22 protein-coding genes, 1 tRNA gene and 1 pseudogene are annotated in these 24752 nt (G+C 38.7%); 14 read left to right on the top strand and 10 right to left on the bottom strand.

The features are described from left to right. Positions 1–5 precede the first annotated feature (5 nt). Positions 6–1028 (bottom strand): hypothetical protein, encoded by a 1023-nt coding sequence (locus HME7025_RS04620; RefSeq protein WP_109322516.1) that lies wholly within the window; start codon positions 1026–1028, stop codon positions 6–8. 132 nt (positions 1029–1160) lie between these two features. Between HME7025_RS04620 and proS the strand changes: the two genes are divergently transcribed. Then, positions 1161–2633: a proline--tRNA ligase gene (proS, locus tag HME7025_RS04615; RefSeq protein WP_109322515.1), complete on the top strand. Its 1473-nt coding sequence runs from the start codon at positions 1161–1163 to the stop codon at positions 2631–2633. Here the strand turns inward: proS and HME7025_RS04610 are convergent. From HME7025_RS04610 to HME7025_RS04600, 3 genes are all read right to left on the bottom strand, one after another. Beyond that, positions 2630–3781 carry a cysteine desulfurase family protein gene (locus tag HME7025_RS04610; RefSeq protein ID WP_109322514.1) on the bottom strand — a complete coding sequence of 384 codons (1152 nt, stop codon included), beginning with the start codon at positions 3779–3781 and terminating at the stop codon, positions 2630–2632. The two genes, proS and HME7025_RS04610, sit on opposite strands and share 4 nt — an antisense overlap. Before the next feature lie 5 nt (positions 3782–3786). Then, positions 3787–5175 carry a phosphoglucosamine mutase gene (glmM, locus tag HME7025_RS04605; RefSeq protein WP_109322513.1) on the bottom strand — a complete coding sequence of 463 codons (1389 nt, stop codon included), beginning with the start codon at positions 5173–5175 and terminating at the stop codon, positions 3787–3789. A 158-nt stretch (positions 5176–5333) separates the two neighbouring features. After that, complete coding sequence (locus tag HME7025_RS04600; protein ID WP_109322512.1) at positions 5334–5666, bottom strand: winged helix-turn-helix transcriptional regulator; 333 nt, start codon at positions 5664–5666, stop codon at positions 5334–5336. A gap of 119 nt (positions 5667–5785) precedes the next feature. Here HME7025_RS04600 and HME7025_RS04595 point away from each other — a divergent pair, with 119 nt between their 5' ends. The 11 genes and pseudogenes from HME7025_RS04595 to HME7025_RS13505 all read left to right on the top strand — a co-directional run. Next, positions 5786–6865: an alkene reductase gene (locus HME7025_RS04595; protein WP_109322511.1), complete on the top strand. Its 1080-nt coding sequence runs from the start codon at positions 5786–5788 to the stop codon at positions 6863–6865. A gap of 13 nt (positions 6866–6878) precedes the next feature. Then, positions 6879–7145 (top strand): hypothetical protein, encoded by a 267-nt coding sequence (locus HME7025_RS04590; protein ID WP_109322510.1) that lies wholly within the window; start codon positions 6879–6881, stop codon positions 7143–7145. Between the two features lie 652 nt (positions 7146–7797). Further along, positions 7798–8211: a hypothetical protein gene (locus tag HME7025_RS04585; protein ID WP_109322509.1), complete on the top strand. Its 414-nt coding sequence runs from the start codon at positions 7798–7800 to the stop codon at positions 8209–8211. A 254-nt stretch (positions 8212–8465) separates the two neighbouring features. Next, a complete protein-coding gene (locus HME7025_RS04575) occupies positions 8466–9230 on the top strand; it encodes a helix-turn-helix domain-containing protein (RefSeq protein WP_109322507.1) in 765 nt (254 codons plus the stop codon). A 71-nt stretch (positions 9231–9301) separates the two neighbouring features. Then, positions 9302–9691, top strand: coding sequence for a DUF1398 domain-containing protein (locus HME7025_RS04570; RefSeq protein ID WP_109324989.1), 390 nt, complete (start codon positions 9302–9304; stop codon positions 9689–9691). Between the two features lie 399 nt (positions 9692–10090). After that, positions 10091–11104, top strand: a complete 1014-nt coding sequence (locus tag HME7025_RS04565) for an FRG domain-containing protein (protein WP_154401929.1) — start codon at positions 10091–10093, stop codon at positions 11102–11104. A gap of 44 nt (positions 11105–11148) precedes the next feature. Beyond that, positions 11149–11607 carry a DUF1801 domain-containing protein gene (locus HME7025_RS04560; protein WP_109322505.1) on the top strand — a complete coding sequence of 153 codons (459 nt, stop codon included), beginning with the start codon at positions 11149–11151 and terminating at the stop codon, positions 11605–11607. Between the two features lie 24 nt (positions 11608–11631). Beyond that, positions 11632–12111 carry a GyrI-like domain-containing protein gene (locus HME7025_RS04555; RefSeq protein ID WP_109322504.1) on the top strand — a complete coding sequence of 160 codons (480 nt, stop codon included), beginning with the start codon at positions 11632–11634 and terminating at the stop codon, positions 12109–12111. 136 nt (positions 12112–12247) lie between these two features. Further along, entirely contained in the window at positions 12248–13237 is a 990-nt protein-coding gene (locus HME7025_RS04550; RefSeq protein ID WP_109322503.1) for a bifunctional heptose 7-phosphate kinase/heptose 1-phosphate adenyltransferase, read from the top strand. Between the two features lie 2 nt (positions 13238–13239). Next, positions 13240–14523, top strand: a complete 1284-nt coding sequence (locus tag HME7025_RS04545) for an AGE family epimerase/isomerase (protein ID WP_109322502.1) — start codon at positions 13240–13242, stop codon at positions 14521–14523. 422 nt (positions 14524–14945) lie between these two features. Beyond that, a pseudogene (locus HME7025_RS13505) lies at positions 14946–15248 on the top strand (TonB-dependent receptor plug domain-containing protein); the annotation flags it as partial. A 143-nt stretch (positions 15249–15391) separates the two neighbouring features. On the opposite strand, the gene HME7025_RS04535 reads toward HME7025_RS13505, so the two are convergent. The 4 genes from HME7025_RS04535 to fabD form a co-directional block, all read right to left on the bottom strand. Continuing rightward, a complete protein-coding gene (locus HME7025_RS04535) occupies positions 15392–17572 on the bottom strand; it encodes a sialate O-acetylesterase (RefSeq protein ID WP_109322501.1) in 2181 nt (726 codons plus the stop codon). 233 nt (positions 17573–17805) lie between these two features. After that, positions 17806–18273 carry a tetratricopeptide repeat protein gene (locus tag HME7025_RS04530; protein WP_109322500.1) on the bottom strand — a complete coding sequence of 156 codons (468 nt, stop codon included), beginning with the start codon at positions 18271–18273 and terminating at the stop codon, positions 17806–17808. A 152-nt stretch (positions 18274–18425) separates the two neighbouring features. After that, positions 18426–18499 (bottom strand) — tRNA-Gln (locus HME7025_RS04525). Positions 18500–18633: 134 nt separating this feature from the next. Next, positions 18634–19515 carry an ACP S-malonyltransferase gene (fabD, locus tag HME7025_RS04520; RefSeq protein WP_109322499.1) on the bottom strand — a complete coding sequence of 294 codons (882 nt, stop codon included), beginning with the start codon at positions 19513–19515 and terminating at the stop codon, positions 18634–18636. Positions 19516–19615: 100 nt separating this feature from the next. Here fabD and HME7025_RS04515 point away from each other — a divergent pair, with 100 nt between their 5' ends. Then, positions 19616–20713, top strand: coding sequence for a hypothetical protein (locus tag HME7025_RS04515; protein ID WP_109322498.1), 1098 nt, complete (start codon positions 19616–19618; stop codon positions 20711–20713). On the opposite strand, the gene HME7025_RS04510 is transcribed toward HME7025_RS04515, so the two are convergent. Together HME7025_RS04510 and HME7025_RS04505 are read right to left on the bottom strand one after the other, a co-directional pair. Continuing rightward, positions 20694–21068 (bottom strand): thiol-disulfide oxidoreductase DCC family protein, encoded by a 375-nt coding sequence (locus tag HME7025_RS04510; RefSeq protein WP_109322497.1) that lies wholly within the window; start codon positions 21066–21068, stop codon positions 20694–20696. The two genes, HME7025_RS04515 and HME7025_RS04510, sit on opposite strands and share 20 nt — an antisense overlap. Next, positions 21068–23803 carry a T9SS type B sorting domain-containing protein gene (locus HME7025_RS04505; RefSeq protein ID WP_109322496.1) on the bottom strand — a complete coding sequence of 912 codons (2736 nt, stop codon included), beginning with the start codon at positions 23801–23803 and terminating at the stop codon, positions 21068–21070. Before HME7025_RS04505 ends, HME7025_RS04510 begins: the two co-directional genes overlap by 1 nt. 277 nt (positions 23804–24080) lie before the next feature. Between HME7025_RS04505 and HME7025_RS04500 the strand changes: the two genes are divergently transcribed. Beyond that, entirely contained in the window at positions 24081–24749 is a 669-nt protein-coding gene (locus tag HME7025_RS04500) for a succinate dehydrogenase cytochrome b subunit (protein ID WP_109322495.1), read from the top strand. The last annotated feature ends 3 nt before the right edge of the window (positions 24750–24752 follow it).

Genomic DNA, 24752 nt, shown 5'->3' with positions numbered 1-24752 from the left:
AAATATTACCTAGGTCCACGTGAACTTCCTCCACCACCACCTCCACCACTGGAGCTTCCGCCTCCTCCATAAGATCCCCCTCCTGAATTATAAGAAGGTCTAGAGAAGCTTTCCACTTGACGAGATTGGGATGGTTCTGCATAACGGTATTCCACATTACTGTTTCTTCTAGGTGCTGCCGAACGCTCATAGCTTTGAGTACCTGCCGAACGATTGGAATAGGTACTTGGTTGATTAGAACCTTGACTATTGTAATAGTTATTACCGCTTCTAGGTGTATTAGAGAAGGAATCTCCATAACTACCGCGGTTAGATGAAGCTGCATCTCTTGGGCCATAATTCACCTTGCGTGGAGGATCTACCGTGGTATTATTGTAATTGTAACCACTAGAACCTAATGAATTATAATAGTTGTAATTATTATACACTACCCCACCAAAATTACGGTATGGATTGTAGAATGACCATGGATTATAAAATGGATCATAGTAACGATAAGAGTTAAATCCATATACCGAGCCAAAACCAAAGGAGGAGCCATAGTAGAATGGATCATACATCATACCATAGGCTGAGTAATAAGGATTCATCATCATATTATAGGAACTCAATGGTGAATACCAGCGAGATCCGAATCCATATCCAAAACTAATCATGGGATTGACATACCAATTATTCCAAGATGATGCAGTATTGAAACCCGCATTATAACCACTGTTATACACCTGGTTATAGGTATTTGGATTCACACTGTTATTGTAATTATAGACACTTCTTGAGTTTAAATAAGTCGACTGCTCTGCAATACCTTCCTCTTCTTCAATCACAACTGTATTATCATCGAAATTTAGATAATCCGATTTTACTTTTTTAGTTGAAGCCACTGCACGCTGGGGTACATCATACAAATCATCTGAAGCAAATTGCTTCTTGGCAACTTCTCCTGATGGACTGACCTGAATGGTCACACAGCCTTGAAATAAAGCCGCAATACCCAGAAAAGACAAGATAATAAGTTGATTTTTCATGGTCTTAGAGATAAAAGTATAAGCTTAACTAAGGACAATAACGTATCTTTGTCGTTAATCGTTCGTTGATTGAGAATATTAACACAAATAAAACGAATAAATATCTAATTAATTACGCGACAAGCTATTTTTATGAGTAAATCCTTACCCAGCAGAGCTGAAAATTATTCCGAGTGGTATAACGAATTGGTGAAGCGTGCCGACTTAGCTGAAAATTCAGCGGTTCGTGGCTGTATGATCATCAAACCGTATGGCTATTCTATTTGGGAAAAAATGCAAAGAGCCTTGGATGACATGTTCAAAGAAACAGGGCACGTAAACGCTTATTTCCCTCTTTTAATCCCCAAATCCTTCCTTTCTAAAGAAGCTTCACACGTAGAAGGCTTCGCCAAAGAATGTGCTGTGGTTACCCATTACCGACTAAAAAATGATCCGAACGGCCACGGAGTAATCGTGGATCCAGAAGCAAAATTGGAAGAAGAATTAATCATTCGTCCAACATCTGAAACCGTGATTTGGTCTACTTATAAAAACTGGGTGCAATCGTACCGCGACTTGCCTATTTTAATGAATCAATGGGCTAATGTTATGCGTTGGGAAATGCGTACCCGTTTGTTCTTAAGAACTGCTGAATTCCTTTGGCAAGAAGGTCATACGGCCCATGCTACCAAAGAAGAGGCAGTAGTTGAAACAGAACAGATGTTAAATATCTATTCCGAATTTGCTGAAACCTTCATGGCGATGCCCGTGATCAAAGGTCGTAAAACTGCCAATGAGCGTTTTGCAGGTGCCGAAGATACCTATTGCATCGAAGCTATGATGCAAGACGGAAAGGCTTTGCAAGCGGGTACTTCCCACTTTTTGGGACAAAACTTTGCCAAAGCATTTGATGTCAAATTTTTAAATAAAGCGAACCAACAGGAATTTGTTTGGGGAACCTCATGGGGTGTTTCTACTCGCTTGATGGGAGCCTTGATCATGGCACATTCGGACGACCAGGGTTTGGTATTACCTCCGAAATTAGCCCCTATCCAAGTGGTGATTGTACCTATTTATAAAGGAGAAGAGCAATTGAATAACATCAAATCCAAAATTGACCCATTGGTTGCCGCTTTGAAAAAAAGAGGTATATCAGTCAAATTTGATATTTCGGAAAACCAAAGTCCAGGATTTAAGTTTGCCGAATATGAATTAAAAGGTGTGCCTGTGCGCTTGGCAATTGGTAACCGCGATATCGAAAATGGAACCATTGAATTGGCCCGTCGTGATACCCGTGTAAAAACCAATTTGCCATTTGAAGGCATTGAGCAGGTGATTGTGGATACCTTGGATGATATCCAAATCAGCATCTACCAAAAAGCTTTGGGTTTCAGAGCTGCCAATACCTTTGAAGTAAATACTTGGGATGAATTCCTAGTGAAAATAGAAGAAGGCGGATTCTTGTCGGCCCATTGGGATGGAAGTCCTGAGACCGAAGAAAAGATCAAGGAATTGACCAAAGCCACCATTCGTTGTATTCCTTTGGATTCCCAGGAAGAAGCAGGGAAATGCATCCTTACTGGAAACCCATCGAAACAACGTGTAATTTTTGCCCGCGCTTACTAAGACGCAGGAATTAATTTCTTCAATACCTCCAATACCCGATCGATCTCCGATTGGGTATTGTTTTTTGAGAAAGAAAAACGAACAGCAGCACCTGTCGCATTCGGATTCAAGGCCGAAAGAACATGTGATCCAACCGATGTACCACTCGAACAAGCACTACCACCTGAAGCTGAAATTTTCTCAATATCCAATTGAAATAAGAGCATATCGCCATCCACTACTTGAGGAAAACGAACATTGAGCACAGTGTATAAGCTATTTTCAACATCGCCCGATTTACCATTGAATTCCACATTCGGGAAAGTCTTTTTCAATCCCTCGATGAAATAGGACTTCAAACCTTTGATGTAGGCTATGTGCTCCTCCATTTCTTCATAGGCAATAGATAAGGCTTTGGCTAGCCCAATAGCGCCGTAGACATTTTCTGTTCCCCCACGTTGGTTCCGCTCTTGTGCACCACCATGTAAAAGTGGATGGAATTTTGAACCTGCTTTGGCATACAGAAACCCGATGCCCTTAGGACCATGAAATTTATGTGCTGCTCCTACAATGAAGTGAACAGGTAATTGGGACATATCATGACGATAATGGCCCATGGTTTGAACAGTATCCGAATGAAAAATAGCTGCATATTGCTCGCATAGAGCTCCCACAGCATTCAAATCCAATAAATTAGCTATTTCATTATTACCATGCATTAAACTCACTAAAGCGTGAGGATTCTCTTGCAAAAGACGTTCTAAATCAGCTAAATCAATGCTTCCATCGGGAAGCAATTGAACTAATTTAAGATCAACCAAACCTAGTTTCAACCAAGCCTCAGCTGTATGTAAAACGGCATGATGTTCTAATGGCGACGTGATGATGGTCTTTACTCCGCCATATAAAACAGCTGATTGAATAACCGTATTATCCGCCTCTGTTCCACCCGAAGTAAAGAAAATCTCGGACGGAGAAGCGTTCAGTAAAGTCGCAATGGTCTTGCGTGCTCGCTCGATCGCTACTTTGGCTTGTCGGCCGTGAGAGTGAATCGAAGAGGGATTAGCCGTGAAATTTTCAAAATACGGCTGCATTTCTTGCCAAACTACAGGGTCAATGGGCGTAGTAGCTGCATTGTCCAAATAGATGGGCGTGACAGAATTTGACATAAATTTTAAGACTGCGCGATTTTTTCAATCGCATTCATAATTTGTTGAGCAAAAGTGTTGGCTTGTTCTTCCGTAGAAGCTTCGGCATATATGCGAATGATAGGTTCTGTGTTGGATTTGCGCAAATGCACCCATCCATCTGGAAAGTCAATTTTGACTCCATCAATCGTGTTAACATTATATTCTTGATAGGCTTTGGCAATAGAATCGAGAATTAAATCCACGTTCAAATTAGCAGAAAGCTCAATTTTATTCTTTGAAATCACATAGGCTGGATAAGATGCTCTCAAAGCTGAAATCTTCATCCCCGAATTTGCCAAATGTGTTAAAAACAAACCGATACCCACTAAGGCATCACGACCGTAATGCGATTCAGGGAAGATCACACCCCCATTACCTTCTCCACCAATGATGGCCTTTTGAGCCTTCATATGGTTGACCACATTCACTTCACCCACAGCTGCGGCAAAATAATGCCCACCTTTTGACTCAGTCACATCACGTAAAGCACGGGTAGACGACAGATTAGAAACCGTATTTCCTACTTGTTTGGATAGGACATAATCTGCTACGGCCACCAAGGTATATTCTTCTCCAAATGGCGTTCCATCTTCATTAATGAAGCAAAGACGATCCACATCAGGATCCACGACAATCCCTAAGTCATAATTACCTGATTTCATTTTGGCAATCATGTCCGTCAAGTTTTCCGGAAGTGGTTCGGGATTATGAGCAAAATGGCCCGTTGGCTCACCAAAAATCACATCCACATGAGCCGCTCCCAAAGCTTTCAATAGATGAGGTACAACGATACCTCCTGTGGAATTCACCGCATCTACTAAAATCCGGAATTTTGATTGAACAATGGCATTGACATCCACCCATGGAAGGTCAAGCACATGTTGAATATGTTGATCTAAGAAAGTATCATCTTGGGTAATTTTTCCCAATTGAAACACCTCCGAAAACTGAAAATCTTGTTGCTCTGCAATTTGCAATAAAGCCTTCCCATCGGCATCTGAAATAAATTCTCCATCGGAATTCAGTAGCTTCAAAGCATTCCACTGTGCGGGATTATGACTGGCGGTGATAATGATTCCTCCAGCAGCTTTCGTCCAAGGGACAGCTAGTTCAACCGTAGGAGTCGTAGACAAACCGATATCGAGTACATTCCAACCCAAACCAACCAAGGTATTGGCCACTAAAGAAGAAACCATTTCACCTGAAATACGTGCATCACGCCCCAAAACAATGGAATTGGAAGGATGATTGTTGCGACGAAGCCAAGTACCATAAGCCGCGGCAAATGTAACCACATCGATCGGACTTAGGCCTTCACCAGGCTTTCCTCCAATAGTACCACGAATTCCAGAGATTGATTTAATTAAGGCCAAAATGCAAATGTTTTAAAGGTGGAAACGAAAGGTAAATTTACAAATTTGCGACAAGAAATGGGAAGGTTTTATAAATTATGAATTATGGGTTATAAATTATTTATTAGTTAGTAATAGATGAAAGCTCTATCACTAAAATCTAAACCTTAAAACACATTCTACATTCCAGAAGCAAACTCCTGACCCCATTGATGCAAAGAAGCAATACTGGGTAATAGTTTTTCTCCTTTGGGAGTTAGGGTATATTCAACGGTAGGAGGAACTGTGGCAAATACCTCTCGGTTAATAATACCATTGGCTTCCATATTTTTCAATTCCTTGACCAACATACGGGTGTTAATCCCTTCTACCGATCGTTCCAATTCTTTAAAACGCATTTTACCTTTCGATAAAATATAAATAATAGGCATGGACCATTTGCCTCCAATGATGTCCAACACTTCTTTCAAGGAACACGATTTTTCTGAAATACTTAAATTATTTTGTATCATAACTACTTGATTACCTGTATTGCTTTACCTTTGGTTACTACTGTACATTCGTGTAACTACTTTCAAAAGTAAAGTAATGACTTTATGTTTACAAGAAAATAATCAAAAAGCTAAAAAAAATGAAATTACTCGAAGCAATAAAATTAGGTCAACACAATCTAAAAAATAGAATGGCGATGGCACCCATGACCAGGAGTCGGGCTACTGTCGATGGACTTGTTGGCGAATCCACACAGGTATATTATTCCCAACGTGCCAGTGCAGGTTTAATCATCACGGAAGCCATCAACATTTCCAAGCAAGCCTTAGGGAGTCCTTCGACACCAGGGATTTACACGAACGAACAAATAGCCGCATGGAAAAAAGTAACCCACTCGGTACATGAAAAAGGTGGAGTCATTTATGCACAACTATGGCATACAGGGCGTGTGGGACATTCATTGGTAAAAAATGGTGAACTGCCAGTCTCTGCCTCCGCAGTGGCTATTGAAGGTCAACAACATTTTACGATGGAAGGTATGAAAGATTACGAGACACCGAAAGCATTGAGCACGGAAGAGGTGAAAAGCATCGTTCTAGAATACAAGCAAGCAGCTGTAAATGCGATAGAAGCAGGTTTTGACGGAGTAGAATTGCATTCTGCCTTTGGATACTTACCTAATCAATTTTTAGCTGACAATGTGAATCAAAGAACGGATGAATATGGAGGAAGCCATGAAAATAGGAATCGTTTTGTGCTAGAAATTATGCAAGAAATGGTACAAGCCATTGGTGAGGCTAAGGTAGGTATACGTATTTCGCCAACTAGTACTTACAACGGTATTTCTCACCAAAATCCTGTGGAACAATTTAGCCTTTTGATTCAAGAATTGAACAAATTACCCTTGGCTTATATCCACATCATGAATGCACCATTCTCAGCAGAACAGTTCCCTACTTATCCAATCAATTCAGTTGAAACCTTTGGGAAGATTAGTCAGCACCCAGTGATAGCCAATTTGGGGTATACTAAGGAAACGGGAGAAGCAGAATTACAAAAAGGCATCGCGAAACTTATATCATATGGTACTTTGTTTTTAGCAAATCCCGACTTGCCAAAGCGATTTGAATTGAATGCCGAATTGAACCAAGCTGACCGTGCAACCATGTATGGTGGACAGGATCATGGTTATATTGATTATCCATTTTTAAATAAATAAACATATATCTCTCATGAACTGTATTCAAGCTATTTTGACCATTGACATCGACAATCTCCCTGCCAATTTTCAAGAAATCATTAAGGAAGAGCAAGCAAAGATAGCCCAATGGAAAGAGGAAGGGATTTTGGAAAACTTCTTTCTTCGTCAAAGCAAAAATGGAGCCGTTATTATATTCAAAAATGTGAGCCAAGAGCAAGTAGAAACCCATATGACTACCTTACCCTTATACCCATTGAGAAAAAGCATTGAATATTTTCCTTTGATTAAGCAGTTTTGATCATCATAGTTTAGCGTTGTCAAATTTTGAAAATTTGACAACGCATATTTTCTATTAAGTGCAGCATTACTCAGCATTAATACAATAGTTTCATCAATCCGCATCATCCTGATGCCCCAAAGATTCGCCAAATCCATAGCGAAAAACTTTCATTTTATCCCATTATTCAGCCCAAGTCTAGCGTCAATAATTCAGACAATATCTCGTCAATTCTAGCAAATCTGAAGAATTTAAACTTTTGTTTACAAGTAAGAATCTCATTTAAAATTCAGAACAAAAGCTCTATATCCTACTTAATAGGGCGATTTTAACTAGAAACTTTAAAATTTAAATTTTTCTTGACAAAACAATACGTAACATCCTGAACATGAGGCCTTACGATTGAAAGAGAAAAAGTAGATTGAAAAAAAAATCATGGCCAAAAAACCAATTTTATGGTCATTGGTATTTAAAAAAAACCCATCGAAAAACGACATATTACCATGGGCAAGTCAAAATTAATTTAGGTCAAAAAAGGGCTGACCACTCAAAGTGACAGTTATAAAACTTGTGGAGCAGAAACCACATTAAAAACGGACTGTTCTCATCCAGTCAATTCTATGAGAGGCGGAAACCGAAAAGCCTTAAGAGTAGGGAAGCTAATCTATTTAAAATGGCAAATTTAAAAGCAAAATACACATTTGTTTCTCCTACAACAGGAAATACCTATGTTCTACATGTTCAAACTGGACCATTAACAAATCCAATTCCGACCATTGACAATCCCAATGCTATTGGCTGGCCAATTTTAAGCGGTACTTTAGTTACTGTAATTGAAGGGGTTCCTGCAACCTATGCCGTTCCTCCAGGAGGAACCTCTGGTATGATTTACAATGGATTATGGCAAAGCGCAAGCTCCTCACCTCAAGGAGGACCATTATGTCAAGGTATTGAAAATTTAATCGTTACACCATTTGACGGCAAGAGCACACCTATTTCTGCAAATAGTAACAATAGCGTCCAAATTACATTAGGTACATTAAATGATACAGCTACCTTATCAAGCTTTGTTTTCCCTCCTCAATAATAAAGCTTAATAATGACTTTAGAATAAATTGTGGTTATACGGTGGTTTGGCAAAAAGCGATATTTCGTCGTTCTATCAGTAATTTGTGGTTAACAAATATGGTACTTCGAAATCCGCTTCTTTGCCAAGCGCCAAACCGCTTGGATTACAAGCTGATTTTGACTTGGAAAAGGAACAAGCTTTACATTTGTCTGAATTAATATAACATCCGCCAAATTTTGTAAATTCGAAATGTCCCGCACATCTCTTTGCCCATGAAATTCGAGAAACATTTTCCGACGGATCCATTGAAACCCTACATTCAATACTATGTGGTATCCGAGAATGAGTCGGCAAGTGAATACAAGGTTTTCCCTTCTTCTGGCATGGTGATGGGGTTTCAGTACCAAGGGCAACTCGCTAGTCTAGCTGGTCACCAAGAAAATAAATTATCATCAGCTGGGATTTCTGGAATCTCTGATGGCTACAAAATCTTCAAAAACTCAGCCAACATTGGGACCATTTTGGTGTATTTTAGTGAAACAGGCTTTAGGCATTTTGCCACTCATCCAGCACATGAACTTTTTAATTTGAGCCTTTCACTAGAGGATATTTTTGATTCTCAAAGTGTACGCGAAGTGGAAGAAAGATTATCCATGGATTCTGGTGACCACAATCGAATACGTACCGTGGAGAACTTCCTGCTTTCACAACTAAAAGACATCGATCAAGACAAATTGATTATTGAAGCTGTCAAACTGATTTACCAAAGTAAGGGAACCATCCGTATCCAAGAATTGAACAAAAAACTGGGCATCAGTGCCAGCCCATTTGAAAAACGCTTTCGTCAATTGGTCGGAACCTCAGCCAAGAAATTTGCATCCATCATTCGCTTTAATTCGGTTCTGGACAGTCTTCATGAATCTAAATCTTTAACAGAGATCTGTTACGAGAATCATTTCTTTGACCAAGCTCATTTCATCAAAGACTTCAAACAATTTACGGGTGATACTCCCGAAAATTTCAAACGCTTTTCATAAAACGATTTTTTACAATGACAGCGGCTTTCAATCAGCCAAATTTGTTCCATCAATCACATAAAACCAAACGTATGTTTACCGTAGAACAAATCAAATCGGCACATAGCCTCGTCCAATCAGGAGCAGATTTCCCAAACTTCATCCAAACGATCAAACAATTAGGAGTCACCCATTATGAAACTTACGTGGCCGATGGGCACATCGACTATCATGGTGCAAATGCATATAGTGTCACTGTTCCTGCCAAATATGAGCCCATGAGTATCAAGGATATTCCCCAAATTGAAGTTTTCAAATCTGAACTTATTGCTCACCAGCAAGGCAAAACGAATTTCTTGACTTTCATTCAAATGTGTGCTAATACAGGCATCGAAAAATGGGCAATTTGCATGGATCAAATGACCTGTATCTATTTTGACAAAGCAGGAAATGAAGTTTTGGTAGAAAAAATTCCGGAATAATCATCCTAATATCCTAGACCTACTTACTATGGAGCTTGGGATTTGTAATTAGATTTGCTAATTAGATTTGTCAAATTTTGAAAATTTGACAAATCTTTCGCATGGGATTCATTTTCTTAATACTTTTCAAACTAATCAATTGAAACTTAGAATTAAGTATATTCCATAAATTGAAAACTAAACCAATTTAAATATTTGATTAATAGCCAAAGAAAAATTCCAAAACAAAGTCATTTTATATTACCCAATTGAGCAATTTACTTTGAAATGAAAGTATTTAAGTTTTTAGTAACAATTAAATAATTAATTAAGCTAATCGAATCGGAAGATTGAAAGGTTGGACAAGAATTGATAGATCAAGGTTTGAATTTTAATAAACCAAAAAACTTAATTGTAAAAATGAAAATACCTATTTATTCCTCTCTAAAAGAAAAATCAATAAAATTTGACACTGAAAACATCAACAATAAAGAGGAATTAGACATTCTTATCAAACTCTTTAATTCAAATATTGATGACCAAAAATATATTTTCAGAGGCGTTACAGAAGCAAAGTACAAATTATTTAATTCTGCACAGCGACATTGGATTGGAGAAGAATTAAACAAACTAGGAAAATCTTATCAAGAGTTTATCCAAACTATAATTAATAACTCAAAGAAGTATCACGACGGATTACTAACTAAATTTTACGATTCTTTTGGACATGTTGCCTATGATTTATCAATATTAAGCTTTCTCCAGCACTATAAAGCACCTACACCTCTACTAGATTTTACATATAACTTCGATTCTGCATTATTTTTTGCAACAGATGGTCTCATACATACAAACTCAAATGAAATTGACAATTATTTTTCAATTTACTTTATTAATACAAGTACAATCACAAACCAATTTCCTTCAATAATTACATTTATAAATTCAAGTTTATCAACCTTAAATGACCTTTTAAATTCACCACGTAGAGGACGAAAGCACTTTTATTTTAGTGAATTAAGACAGTTTGAATCCCTTCAGTATAAAGCATTTCACAACAAAAAACTGTTTTACCTTCCAGGATATACACCTTTAGGTATCATGCTAAAAAAAATTGATTCTGAACCTGATTTCAAATTAATTTACAATCAACAAAATTTAAATATTATAAATCAAAAAGGACTATTTGTATTTAATTCAGATCCTCTTTTACCTCTGGAGGAAATATTCTTTAAAAAAAATAGTATTGAAATAAATCCTGAAAACTTTCTACCTAAAATTAAATGTTGGAATATTCATAAAAGTCTAAATGAATATATAATTCATTATCTAACAAATAGTAGAAAAATTCCAATTAACAGAGAATTTATGTTTCCGCAGGAAGAGAACATTGCACAAAGCGCATTTAAACAATTTAAGAATTTTGAATCATAAACCTTGAAACAATTAATTCTAAAATCAAATTAATTCTCCCCCTCATGTCCAACATAGCACTTACCCCAGATGAATATGAAAATCTATTAGCCGATGATCGGAAAGGGGTCTTTGCTAGGTTGCGACAAACCATAACCAAACATCTCCCACCAGGATTTGAAGAAACCATTAGCTATGGGATGATTGGCTATGTCGTACCCATATCCATTTACCCAGCTGGCTATCACTGTAAAACGGATGAACCTCTCCCATTTTTGAGCATCGCCTCACAAAAGAACTTCATCGCTTTGTACCACATGGGCATGTATGCCGACGAAAAGCTGCTACAATGGTTTCAAATTGAATATCCAAAACATGCCAAATCGAAATTGGACATGGGAAAAAGCTGCGTCAGGTTCAAAAAAATGGATGATATCCCTTTCGACTTGATCGCTGAATTAGCTCAAAAAATAAGCGTAGAAGATTGGATTAATCGATATGAAAGCATGTTTAAAAAATCATAATTCTTCCCCTTCTTTTTACCAAGCATGACTCCTCGCATTGAAATACTCCAAGAAAAAAGGCTCGTTGGCATACACCAAAAAATGAGCTTGGCTGACAATAGTACTAGTCAACTTTGGGCTAGCTTCATGCCAAGGCGCCATGAAATATTACATACTCTCTCTTCAGATTTAATTTCCCTTCAAATTTACTCTACCTCCTATTTTACTCATTTCTCCCCTTTAAACCATTTTGAAAAATGGGCATGCATGGAAGTAAATCCTTCTACCCCTATACCCCAAGGCATGGAAAGTCTCCTACTACCAGGAGGTCTATATGCGGTATTTCACTACCAAGGGCTATCTTCTGACCCTCAAATCTTTCAGTACATCTTTGGCTCGTGGTTGCCATCTTCCGGCTATGAGCTTGATCATCGTCCGCATTTTGAAGTCTTAGGTGAAAAGTACAAAAACAATGATCACCATTCGGAAGAAGAGATATGGATACCATTAATAAGTAAAATGTAGATTGAAGAATGTAGAATGGTGCCCATTCCATCTGTAATTTATAGCTCAACATTTACAATTTACAATTCCCTTTTGACGATTTTTATTTAGCTTTACATCATTATAAACCTATTATTTCAATCTATACTATTTACGCATGTCCCCCGAACAATTACGGCACATCCTAACCCGCATTCAATCCTTGAAAATTGCGGTCATTGGAGATTTTGCCATCGATTTTTACTTCCAAAAAATAGAAGAAACTGGCGACTTTTCAGTCGAAACAAAAAAAGAAGTACACTGGGCCAAAGCCCCGAAAACAGGACTCGGTGGAGCAGGAAATGTAGCCAAAAACCTGGCTACACTGGGTGTTCCTACTTCCGCATTTGGACTCATCGGTTCCGACATTTTTGGTCGCGATATGAATTTCCATTGCCAAAACCTTGGCATTCATGCTGAAAATCTTAAGTCACTAAGAAGCATGGATACTCCTACCTATTCTAAACCGATGCTAGGAGAAGTGGAATTGAATCGGATCGACTTTGGTACGCAAGAAAAAGATATCGTTCAGGCCAGCCAAGATTTAGTGGATTCACTATGTAATCAGCTTGCTGAATATGATTGGGTAATTATTAACGAACAATTCCGTTACCCCTTGTTGAACCAACATCTACTTGAAAAACTACAAGAAGCGATGAGTATAGCGCAAAAAACAGGCTTAGCAGATTTACGAAGCCTGGGAAATTTTGCCAACCAAGTACTTTTGAAAGTCAATGAATCAGAACTAGCTCATTTACTCGATATAGACCCTGCTATTTTGGAAGACAATGAACAAGTTCCAAACATAGTACAAGAATGGGTTAAAAGCCGTCAACAAGGTGCTTTAGTGACCTTAGGTGACCGTGGCCTCATTTATGCAGACCACCAACATTTTCACTGGCAAGCAGGCATTCCTGCTAAAGGCCCCATTGATACGGTAGGTGCAGGTGATATGATTGTAGCAGGATTTTCTGCTGCCAAAGCAGCCGGCGCCAGTATACAAGAAGCCTGCGAATTTGCTACCTTGTGTGCGCATATTTCCATTCATAAAATAGGCGAAACAGGTGAAGCCACTCCTCAAGAAATTTTAGATCTAAACCAATTATAACCATGAATGTTCAAGAAATTGAAGCCCTAAGAAAAGAAATTAAAGACTATACCGAAGCGCATTTATTGCCTTTCTGGTCCAAAAGAACCATTGATAAAGAATACGGTGGTTACCTAACCCATTTCGATGAATTTGGAAATGATTCAGGCACTGATGAAAAATCACTGATTGCCCAAACACGTTCCGTATTCACCTATTCTCAAGCCTACCGTCACGGTTTCGGAGGCCCTATCATGAAGGAAATGGCCGAACATGGTGTAAAATACCTCATTGAAAAAATGTGGGATGAGAAAAATGGAGGCTTCTATTGGATGATGGATCGCAAAGGTAATGCCACCAATAAGCAGAAAATTGGCTATGGACATAGTTTTGTAATCTATAGTTTAAGTGAATATACCCTTGCCACAGGTGACCCTATCGGTTTGGAATATGCAGAAAAGACCTTTGATCTATTGCAAAAATATGCTGTAGATACCAACTTAGGTGGCTATTGGGAATTCTTCTCAGAAGAGTGGGAATTGATGGGCGCAGGATCTCCAGGTGGTGATCGTAAGACCTTAGACGTACACATGCACTTGATGGAAGCATTTACGACACTCTATGAAGCTAGTGGCAAAGAAGTACACCGTAGAAAATTGAAGGAATCCATTGATATCTTGATTCAAAAAATCATGCATCCTGTGTATGGAACAGGTGTGCCTCAGTTCTGGGCAGATTGGAGCGTAGCCCCTCAAATCAAATTCGATATCGTTTGGGGTTGGGATCGCTTTGCGGAAGGTGGACAAAAAGCTTCTGCCGTAGACAATACCTCATATGGTCATAATTCGGAATTTGGCTGGCTATTAATGCAAGCTCTCCGAATTGGCAAATTCCCTGTTTCTGACTACATGGATAACTTAAAGAAAGCTTTTTACCATTCGATGGAACATGGAATCGATTGGGAGTTTGGAGGAGTTTTCGTGGAAGGATCTCATGATGGACAAGTCTATGATAAAGAAAAAGAATTTTGGCAACAGGCTGAAATGCTGATTGGTATGGCAGATGCCTACATATTAACCAAAGATCAAGACTTCTTAAAAGCTTATCGTCAGGTACATCGTTTTGTTTTCGATAAAATGATTAATTTTAACACCGGTGAGTGGTGGCCATTGTTGACTAGAGAAGGTGAACCTATCTGGAGACATATGTCGCACTCCTGGAAAATTAACTACCATAATGTAAGATCGATGATTTTGTCCTATGAAAAATTGGGCGAAGCAGCTAAGGTCTTAGCTAACTCTAATTAACCCATAAAGCCATGAAATACGCCTTATTTTCCCTGTTGGTATTTGCGAGTGTTACAGTGAGTGGACAAAATGCCACCTCTCCTCAAGAAGTAAGTCAGATTTTAAGTACGTATTTCGGCAAAACGGCCTCTTCTAGTGCTTTGGCAAATAAAAGCCAAGCACTGGAAGCAAGCCGTACTTTTTCCATTCGTCGGGATAGTTTATTCATCTATCTATATGATCCCATGGATGTTTTCACGAAAGCTCCATTTTATGACACTACGATCATTCCTATTCACCAAATCCAACAAATCAAAATCCATAAATCGAGAAATTCAGCTGGCCAAGTAGGTGTCGGCATCGAATTCATCCAAAAGAATTTTGCAGGTAATCCAATAAAAGAAAAATCCACGGATAATGGTGCGCCTGCTAAAATATCTGACAAGAATCTAGCCAGTGTCAATGCAGCTAGTGTCAACCAAAAGATGATAGGCCAAGTAGCTGGTGTGACCGTGGGCAATGATAATTCTCCAGGTGGCGCTACGATGGTCCGTATTCGTGGTTATGGGTCTATCAATTCAAATAGCCCATTGTATGTGGTGGATGATGTTCCCGTAACTGGAAATTTAAATACGATCAATCCGAATGACATCGAATCTGTTCAGGTATTAAAAGATGCTTCTCTAACTGCTATTTATGGGGTGAGAGGTGCCAATGGTGTCGTACTAATCAAAACTAAAAAAGGAGGTATTAGCTCTGGAATTCCAGCTGATTTACCTAGAGATTTAGTTTTATCTTATACCCTTTGGACTTGGGGCAAAGCTGCCAACGAGTTTAACAAGTCGGACGACAAAATCAAAATAAAAAAATTCTTAGAACAAGATTTTAATTAATGGCTTACGATGATGTTTTTCACGTATTCCAATTGATCATTTGTTCTCACCCATAATTTGTAAGACCCCTGTGACAGGTGTTGTACATTCAATTGGGCTGATCCATCTTGGCTAATTTGTGAATCCATTACCAATCGACCATCCATGGTGTATATTTTCACCAAGGCCCCTGCTAAGGATGTTCTCGCTTGTATCGACAAAGAATTAGTAACCGGATTGGGGAAAATGACCACACCCATATCATCAGGTAAACTGTAGCTATAGGTAGCTTTGGGAGAGACACATGTCGGGCCTGGAGCGTAGGATTTTGTCAAATACAAAGAATAAGTACCTGACTCTTTTACCCGTAATAAAGTACCTTTCTCAGTCAATACATTTTGGTTATACTCCCAAAACAAATTGGTATCACTGGCTTTCAAAATTGATGTTTTGAGGAAATATGGACTTTCTTGGCTAATCGATGGCGCTGCCGGGACATCAAAAACCTGAGTAGTTACCGCTTTCGAATAAGCCGTAGTACATTGGTAAGGATCGGTTCCCTTCACTTGAAATGCCCCTTTATCTTTAACGGTGATCAAAGAAGTTTGGGCTCCCGTATTCCAAATATAAGTTAAATCTGGATTTGCCACTTGCAATTCCACTGCACTTCCTTGACAAAATAAAGTATCACCTTTCACTACAATGATAGGTGTTGCTGGAGCCTGCAAAGGCATAAATTGAAATGTAGGCACGGCAAATTCATTCCCAACACCATCTTGTAAGCGCATGGAATAATTCCCAGAGGTTGCCTTTTGAATGGTACTTGCCTTACTAAGCACTTGAGCACTACCATTTAACCATTGAATACTATCGGAGGTTGAAACACTCAAATTAGTGGCATTGGTATTATCACAAATCACAGAAAAACTAGGTAAAGCTTTAGGTGTAATCGCTTTCGCATTTTTACCTATAGCAGCTGTTATTTTTTCTAGCCAAAGGTAGGCTAACTCCTCATAGGCATCCGGTGAAAAATGGACACAATCTGCGAATGCATCTGTTTTGCGTGGCACCTCCACCACATCTGTATATGGCCCCAAATATATCTCAGAAATACCACTTACTTCGGTCACCATGTTACCTTGCTTACTCAGCAATAAATTATCAGTATAGGCTGGAATACAAGTTCCATTGGCTTGTAATCCTGAATAATAAGAAACTTGAGAAACCAACCATGGCACATCTACTCCAGTTTGCGACCGTAGATTCTTGATTAAATCCTTGAAATTTTGCTGGTAAGTATCCGCTTGGGCTTTTCGAAGTTCATTCGAGGCAGTGCGATTATTGTATGAATCTGTTTCGCCTTGATGCCAAAGAATAGCTCTAACCCCATTTTTCTTTCCAAAAAGCTCAACGGCTCTTTTCAAATTCTTAAAAGGAAAACCAGCATCATAATAAAAGTTGGAATCAAAAGGATTAGCCGAAGGCTTAGGATTAGGTAATGAAGATTCATACCAATTTCGCATGGCTGTAGCCAACCAAGCTGTATTGATAAAGCAAACAGGTACATTATATGTTTCAGCTAAGCGGTCTCCCAATCTTGCCCAATAATAATTAGAAAGTCCCATGGGACCTATGGTAGTTTTGGCATCTAAATGCTGAAAATCAGTGAATGGGAAATCCGTATTCAACTGCCCTAAATAGCGATAAAATGGAGAGCTATTATAATCTTTATAATAATTATAAATATTGGCTACATTGACACGATCGTCTTTTGAAAAACTTTCTTCAGCATGTCGATTATTCCCCCCTTGTGCGTTGGATTGACCCGAAATGATAAAATTTTCCCCCACCCCTACACGATCCAACTGCGTTGAATCTTTTAACTGATTTCCCTGATAAGTACGAATTTTCAAAGTATACCAGCCCCCTTTGACCGTAACTTTTTCTTGATAAAAACCGGAAACTGGCTTTGCACTAATATTGGTCCAATTGATGGTTGTCCCCTGCCCCATTTTTACGGGTTCCAACTTATACTGAACTTGACTGACATCTTGTGGACAATTCCCCAATATGGAGATAATCGCTTCATTTTGCGCATTTCGCTGAAAAACTTGTCGATTGTGTGGAAAAACGATGGATACTTGAGCATTTACCAGCATAGATAAGCACACTGAATAACAAAGTAGCAAGTATTTCATAGTTTGGCGTTTGAGGGCTATTGGATTCAAAATTTGGGTGCTAAAATAGTAAAAAGAGTCCGCATGGGGAAATCAATTAATCAAAGACTCGACGATTCGGCTTTTGGTAGCATGAATAATTACGATTATGTAGAGAAATAGGCATTAAAAATAGTCCTACATGGCAACATATTCTTTAATCTCGATATATCGGTGGCTACCTAGATTTATTCCATCTGTTTTAATAGATAAAATCATGGCTTATTAACACAGTATTTTATTTGTAAACTACGTGCAGATGTATCCCCTGCAGCAATTGCCTCCTGAAGATCAAGGCAGGCCTCAGTCAAGTCACCCAGGGCAATAAATGATTCAGCCCGTTGACGATATATTTCCACATACCAAGGGGCCATCGATATGCACTTGGAATAATCGTTGATCGCACTTTTATGGTAAGCTAGTTGTGCTTTAAAATACCCTCGAAAATAAAAATAATCTGGACGAGAATCATTAAAACTGATTGCCTTGTTCATATCAGCAATGGCTAAAGAATAATAACCAGCTAAACTTCGAGCGGCTGCACGAGCAAAATAGATTTCATCATTTCGCTTATCCTTTAGTAAAGCCTCACTAAATTCCACGTTTGCACCCAAATAATCTTGATTGGAGAATTTAGAAATACCTGATTGATATTGTACTTGACCTGTACATGAAATCAGCATAATGAAACAAAGTAGTAGCAAGTATTTCAAACGAACGGGCTTTTCTTGAAGATGATTTTAAAAATAAGTGCAGCTCTTCAAAAATCCTATTTTCTAGATTTTTTTCCCAAACAAAAAAAAATCCCCCGCCGAAAAATCAGCGAGGGAAAGGGTGGTTGACCTACTAGGATTCGAACCTAGAACGACTGAACCAAAATCAGATGTGTTACCTTTACACCATAGGTCAATTCCAAATCGAATGCAAAAATAAGACCTCCTAAGCGAATTATCAAATGTGCTTCAAAAAAAATTGAATTATTTCATCCGAAATCAGCTTGAATGCTCTAAATCAAGCATTTAATTTGTACTTGACAAAGCTGCTTAAGCCAACTCCATAGAGGCAACTTGAACATCAGCACTGATTTTCTTCACTAAACCTTGCAAAACCTTACCCGGACCACACTCAATAAAGTCTGTGGCACCTGCCGACACCATTGCTTCAACCGACTGTGTCCAACGTACTGCACCTGTCAATTGAGCAATTAAATTTTGCTTAATTTCAACTGGATCTTGTGAAGGCTTAGCCGTAACATTTTGAAAAATCGGACAAATTGGTCTTTCGATTGTTGTAGCTTCAATAGCTGCCGCTAACTCCACGCGAGCAGGCTCCATGAATGGTGAGTGAAATGCCCCTCCGACAGGTAATGTCAAAACTCGCTTAGCTCCTGCCGCTTTCAACAACTCCGCCGCTTTTTCAATTCCAGACACACTTCCCGAAATCACGACTTGTCCCGGACAGTTATAATTAGCTGCCACAACCTCTCCTTCTAATTCTCCACAAATTCTTTCAATATCCGAATCTGCTAATCCCAGAACTGCTGCCATCGTACTAGGTACAATTTCACAAGCTTTTTGCATCGCCAAGGCTCTTTGATACACCAAACGCAATCCATCTTGCCAAGATAATCCACCCGCCGCTACCAAAGCTGAAAACTCCCCTAATGAATGACCTGCAACCATGTCTGGAGCAAAACCTTTTCCCAATTTGGCAACTAAAACAGAGTGCAAATAAATAGCGGGTTGGGTTACTTTCGTTTGTTTCAAATCCTCATCTGTTCCCTCAAACATGACTTTTGATAAAGAAAAGCCCAAAATTTGATCCGCCTCATCCACGATTTCTTTCGCTAAAGCAAAGTTCTCATATAAATCTTTGGCCATACCTGGAAACTGGGATCCTTGACCGGGAAATACGAATGCCTTCATTTTTATTATGTTTTGTTATATTTTTGATTTAAGATTAACAATCTTTGACAAAGATAAATTAATCTTCTGTCTATCTGAAACGCTCCTAAATTTCAATTGCATGTTCAATCGATTTTTGATCCTTTTGACATTATCTCTAAGCTTGCAAGTCATTATTTCTTGTAAAACCGAAGAGACCAATCCCATCAATAGTCCAGTAGGAAGTATTTCCATTGATGTATCCAATAGCCGGACTTTCGTTCAACGAGATCTCAATAATCAAGGTAAAATCGTTTTGATAGGTCAAAGTTCTCAATCTTTCACCTCTGCTCAAGTGAAATTCAAAAACATAGTTGGAGGTAAAGAAAGCGATTGGCTCAACTTAACAAAAGAAGGCTCAAATTTTAAAGGTGAATTCATTTTACAAGCTGGTGGTTACTACCCTGAAATCAAATTAATTCAAGATACTAAAACCATCAGCGATACTGTTTTAAGTAAAACTCCATTTAAAATAGGGGAAATTTTCGCCGTAATTGGGCACTCTCTTGCCGAAGGTCAACCTCCCTATGAACTTACAGATTACGACAAAGAATGGTGTGAGATCATCAAGTATTCCGACAATAATGTTGTAGCCTTTTGGGGAAGACTAGCTGATAAGCTAAAAAATAGATACCAAGTTCCCATACGAATTTATAGTACGGGTATCGGTGGATCTACTTCTGAACAGTGGGGGAAATCAGCCTTGGGCTTGGAATTTAGCAGTACGCTGTTCGACTGGAAAAAACGATATCCTTATTCCTTTTTTGAAAACAAAATTTTATCCGAAGTCCCTAAAAGTGGATTAAGAGCCATTTTGGTCATACATGGAGAAAATGATGCCACAACCTCTTTGGACAACATTATCAAATACACCGGGATTTATATGGATTACACTCGGGAAATCCTTCAGAGTAAAAATCTTAGTTTTATGCTGGCTCGTAGTAATCGAGGCCTCAATAAAACGGAAGACCTACACGTTCAAGAGGCTCAAAATATCATGTTGAAAACCTTACCTAATGTGGTGGAAGGTGCTAACCTGCAATCCATCGTTGGTGCAGGATTTCGTTGGGATGGAACTCACTTCAACTATGCTGGTCTAGAAGAAGCCGCCAGAAAATGGGATATCATGTTTGAACCCAAATTATTTACTCAAATGATCCCTATTTTGCGAAGTCGTTAATCTCACATTCATCGACGGATTTGCCCCAAATCAATCGGTTCTTGGCAATAAAATCGTAGCCCTTATCCAATAATTTATCGGGCAAAATAAAGAATACACGTAGGATTTGATAATACCAAGGGGCTAATTGCAAGACTACTTCGACAGCCTGAGATTTAATCCAAACCCTTTCTCCATAAAGTACTTTGATACTGTCTATTTCCCAATTTGAATGGGGATATTTCGCTACCGAACTTTGAAATAAAAGAGACCCTTGATATTCAATTTGGATTTTATCTCCACACATGCGTCGCAGGATTTTGGCACAAAAGCGACAAAATCGACAATTACCATCAATGAATACAGGGATTTTCATTAGCGAACAAGTTCAACCCAGCCTTTCAAACTCTTGGTTTTCAAGCTAGGGTCATTGACATCAAAGCTAACATCCACGGTATAAAAATAAGTTCCCACTGCCATGTCTTTTCCCGAACTATCTTTGCCATTCCAACCAAAATCAGATCCTGTTCCGTTGTAATCATAAATCAATTGCCCATAACGATCTACAATCTTACAAACTACCGTTTTCACGAATCGAGGACAACGCATCGGTAACCAAACATCGTTTTTCAAATCTCCATTCGGGCTAAACAAATTGGGCAATTCAAATGATGGACAATTATCTTGGTTCAAGGTTTCACTCTTCGGACTTTCTTTACCCAATTGACTTATTGCCGTCACATAATAGCTCCCAATAAACGAATCTTTCTTTTGATGTAAAAAACGTAAATCACTCACCTCAGCAATCTTAGTAAATGGCCCAGCAGCGCTTGGCGCATAATAAATGCGATAAGACGCTATACTTTGATCACATGTTCCTGTTAAGGTAGGTTGCCAAGTTAATTGGTTCGTGAAACTGGTGAAATTACAATTCAAAGTACCATCTAATGCAGCACAATCTGGAGCTGAAAGACTCAATTTCGGAGCACATGGATTCACATCCGACTGAGGTTTCAAACAAACAATTTTAGACGCATTAATTAAGGTCATCGCTGGGAAACCCGCTCCATACGAACCTAGGGTTTCAACATAATAACAATAAGTGGAATCTGGTGAAAGCGTCACATCAAACTTACCATCTTTTGTATAAAAATCAGTTCCCTGATCGGTATACGTATAGGTACTAGGTCCAGCCACTGACACTTCCGTGATTTGATTAAACTTACCCGATCCACGAGGTGTTTCGCGATAAACGCGGTGAACTTGAAAGTCATTTAACCAAGGTACATCAGCAGACCAAGCCAATTTATTCGATCTAACCGCTGATTGGGCAACTAATTGCACTTGAGCAGCTGGGCTAGGTGAATCCAATAATTTGAATTGACCATTAGAAGTATAATAGAAATCTGTTCGGTAACGATAAATTTTTGAGTCGGTTGCTAATCCTTTGTCAACATACGAAGTATCAGCTTTAGCCACATAAATGGAAGCAGGAATTGGACTTCCAACTGCCACAAAATTAGTCGACCCATTTCCTTCTGCGCGTAAAACTTGATATTGGTAAGGCCCTTTGTACAAACTAGTATCCAAATTTAAAGGACGAGACCAGCGTACCAATATCTCACCATTGGATGCATCTGTTTTCTGAATAGACACATTGGTCATCAATGGGGCTGATGATGGGATAAAAGCACAACTTGAATTTGACATAGGGCTATAATCCGTTTGTCCTGCAGAATTAGTAAATACCACCACCAAGACATAGACATAATTGGCATTCTTTAATAAGCCTGTTCCCTTGTTGGTATCCTCATAAGTAACTTCGCTGGCGTTTAACCGAGCTATCTCTGTAAATCCAGTTAGTTGCATACCTGTTTCGCAAGACTTATTCACTACAGGGGCGCAAGCAGCTTGCTTACGGAAAACAATAATTTTAGCACCCGGTAAAGAACATGTATAAGGAGTCCATGTCAAAATAGCTGAGCCTTTTGTTGGCTGAATTTTAGCTACTAAATTTTTAACAGAAGGAGCAATAATTTTAATCTTCCAAATTTTACTATCCACCAACTTCACTCCTCCACCAATAGCCGTAGGTGGATTATCTTCCGCTTTGAAGAAAATATCATAGGTTTCTTTTCGAATATGCTGGCAAGCCGTCTGCCATGTAAAAGTACCTGTAGCTGTTCCTGTTTGTTTTGGAGTAGAAATAAAGGTAGCAAATGGCTGCTTAATGGCATAAGATGTATCAATCGGATATACATTTCCTGAACTGATGATAGTCACAGGATCTAATCTTCCTGTCTTAGACGCCACATCGGCTGCCGTAATTGTTTCCCTAATTAAAGCACCTGCTTGAATACAAACATCTGGCGGCACCACGATTTTGGGTCCTTTATTGTCTAAATCTTTCACCTCAATCTGCATATCACGCACCGTCTCCGAAATCTTAACTCCATTTCTCCATTCTTCCACAATAAAAGCACAGTTGTATAGACCCAATTCCTGTGGGGAATCCCAAATTAAATCTCCATTCAACGAGTTAATGGTAAAGGATGACGCTATGGGAGAAACTTCATTAGGTTGCCTAAAATTAGGAGCAGTGATTCCACGACTGGTAGGATTACACGTTTCATAATCTCCATATCTTGAAACCGTTAAGCGATAAGCCAAACTATCGCCTTCCGCATCCACAGCATTGGGATTATGAATGAATGGCTGACCAACCACCGCCGTTAAATCAACGGCAGGATTCAATAATAGCGGAGTGGAATTTTGACCTAAACCTGAATTAATAGAAAAAATGGTTTCCACATAAAAAGGTACCTCCACCGATCGAGTGATATTTCTAACACCATCATTTCGATTAGGAATGGCCACTGATACTTTATAAAACAAGGCAGGAGCTGGATAGGTGTATTCAATTTTATAAGTATTTTTCAATGTCCCATTTCCTAAATTGACTATCGGCAAAAGTCTTTTAGCTTTGAATATTCCTGAACCATCCCCAAAACAAAAATTCACATCGGTTTGATCTTGATTAGCTCTATTATCCTCTGTATAAGTGGTTAAGGTAAATTCATAGGTCAGGCTGACGTTAGAAATCCGCTTCACCGTAATCTCCCCCCCTTTAAGTGAGTTGCTTGAGCTTGGAAAATCATTCCCAAAAAACTAAGCAAAAAGGCAAGAATGTAGGCGGAATGATTTTTTGCGGACATAAAACAAATTTGTAATATGGAAAGTTAATTAAGCAATTCGAAAAAAATAAAAAAAACGGTTTTTTTAATCGAATATTTGAAAGACCCACGAATCAATTGTAGTTTTATGTCCTAAATTTTCACTTATATGATTAATAAGTGAATGTTTACTTCAATCAAAATAAATTTCATTTATGGCTTGGTTATCAAAATCACTTAATTCATCTCTAGGGAAAAAGCTCCTAATGGCAATCACCGGCCTTTTTTTAGTCAGTTTCCTCATTGTTCACTGCGGGCTTAACGCAACCATCTTTTTAAACGACGGAGGGGTTACATTTAATGCAGGAGCAGAATTCATGGCAAAGAATCCCATCATTCGTACCATGGAAATCGTTTTATTCGGAGGTTTATTACTTCACATCCTAGATGGTTTACGTTTATGGATGGACAACAAAAAGAAGCGTCCTGTAGCCTATGCCGTTATTGACGGTGCTGCAAATAGTAAATGGTACTCCCGTTCTATGGGGCTTTTAGGAACTTTGTTGTTATTGTTCTTAATCATTCACTTAAAGCATTTTTGGTATTTCTCTCGTTTAACAGACAATTTAACGGAAGAGCATACTTTATATAACGAGATGCAAGCCGTATTTGCTAGTCCAATCGTGGTTGTCATTTATGTCTTAGGATGTATCTCTTTGGGTTATCACTTATTACATGGATTTCAAAGTGCCTTCCAAAGCCTTGGATGGAACCATCCTAAATATACACCAACGATTAAGTGCATTGGTGCAGCTTATGCCATTATCATTGCTGCTTTATTTGCCGCTATGCCAATCGCACTCCATTTTAATTTGATTCATTAATTC

The organism is Aquirufa nivalisilvae (genome assembly GCF_003143535.1).
GTDB lineage: Bacteria > Bacteroidota > Bacteroidia > Cytophagales > Spirosomataceae > Aquirufa > Aquirufa nivalisilvae.
The sequence above is the reverse complement of the archived record's forward strand: the minus strand, read 5'-3'. Positions and strand labels throughout refer to the sequence as shown.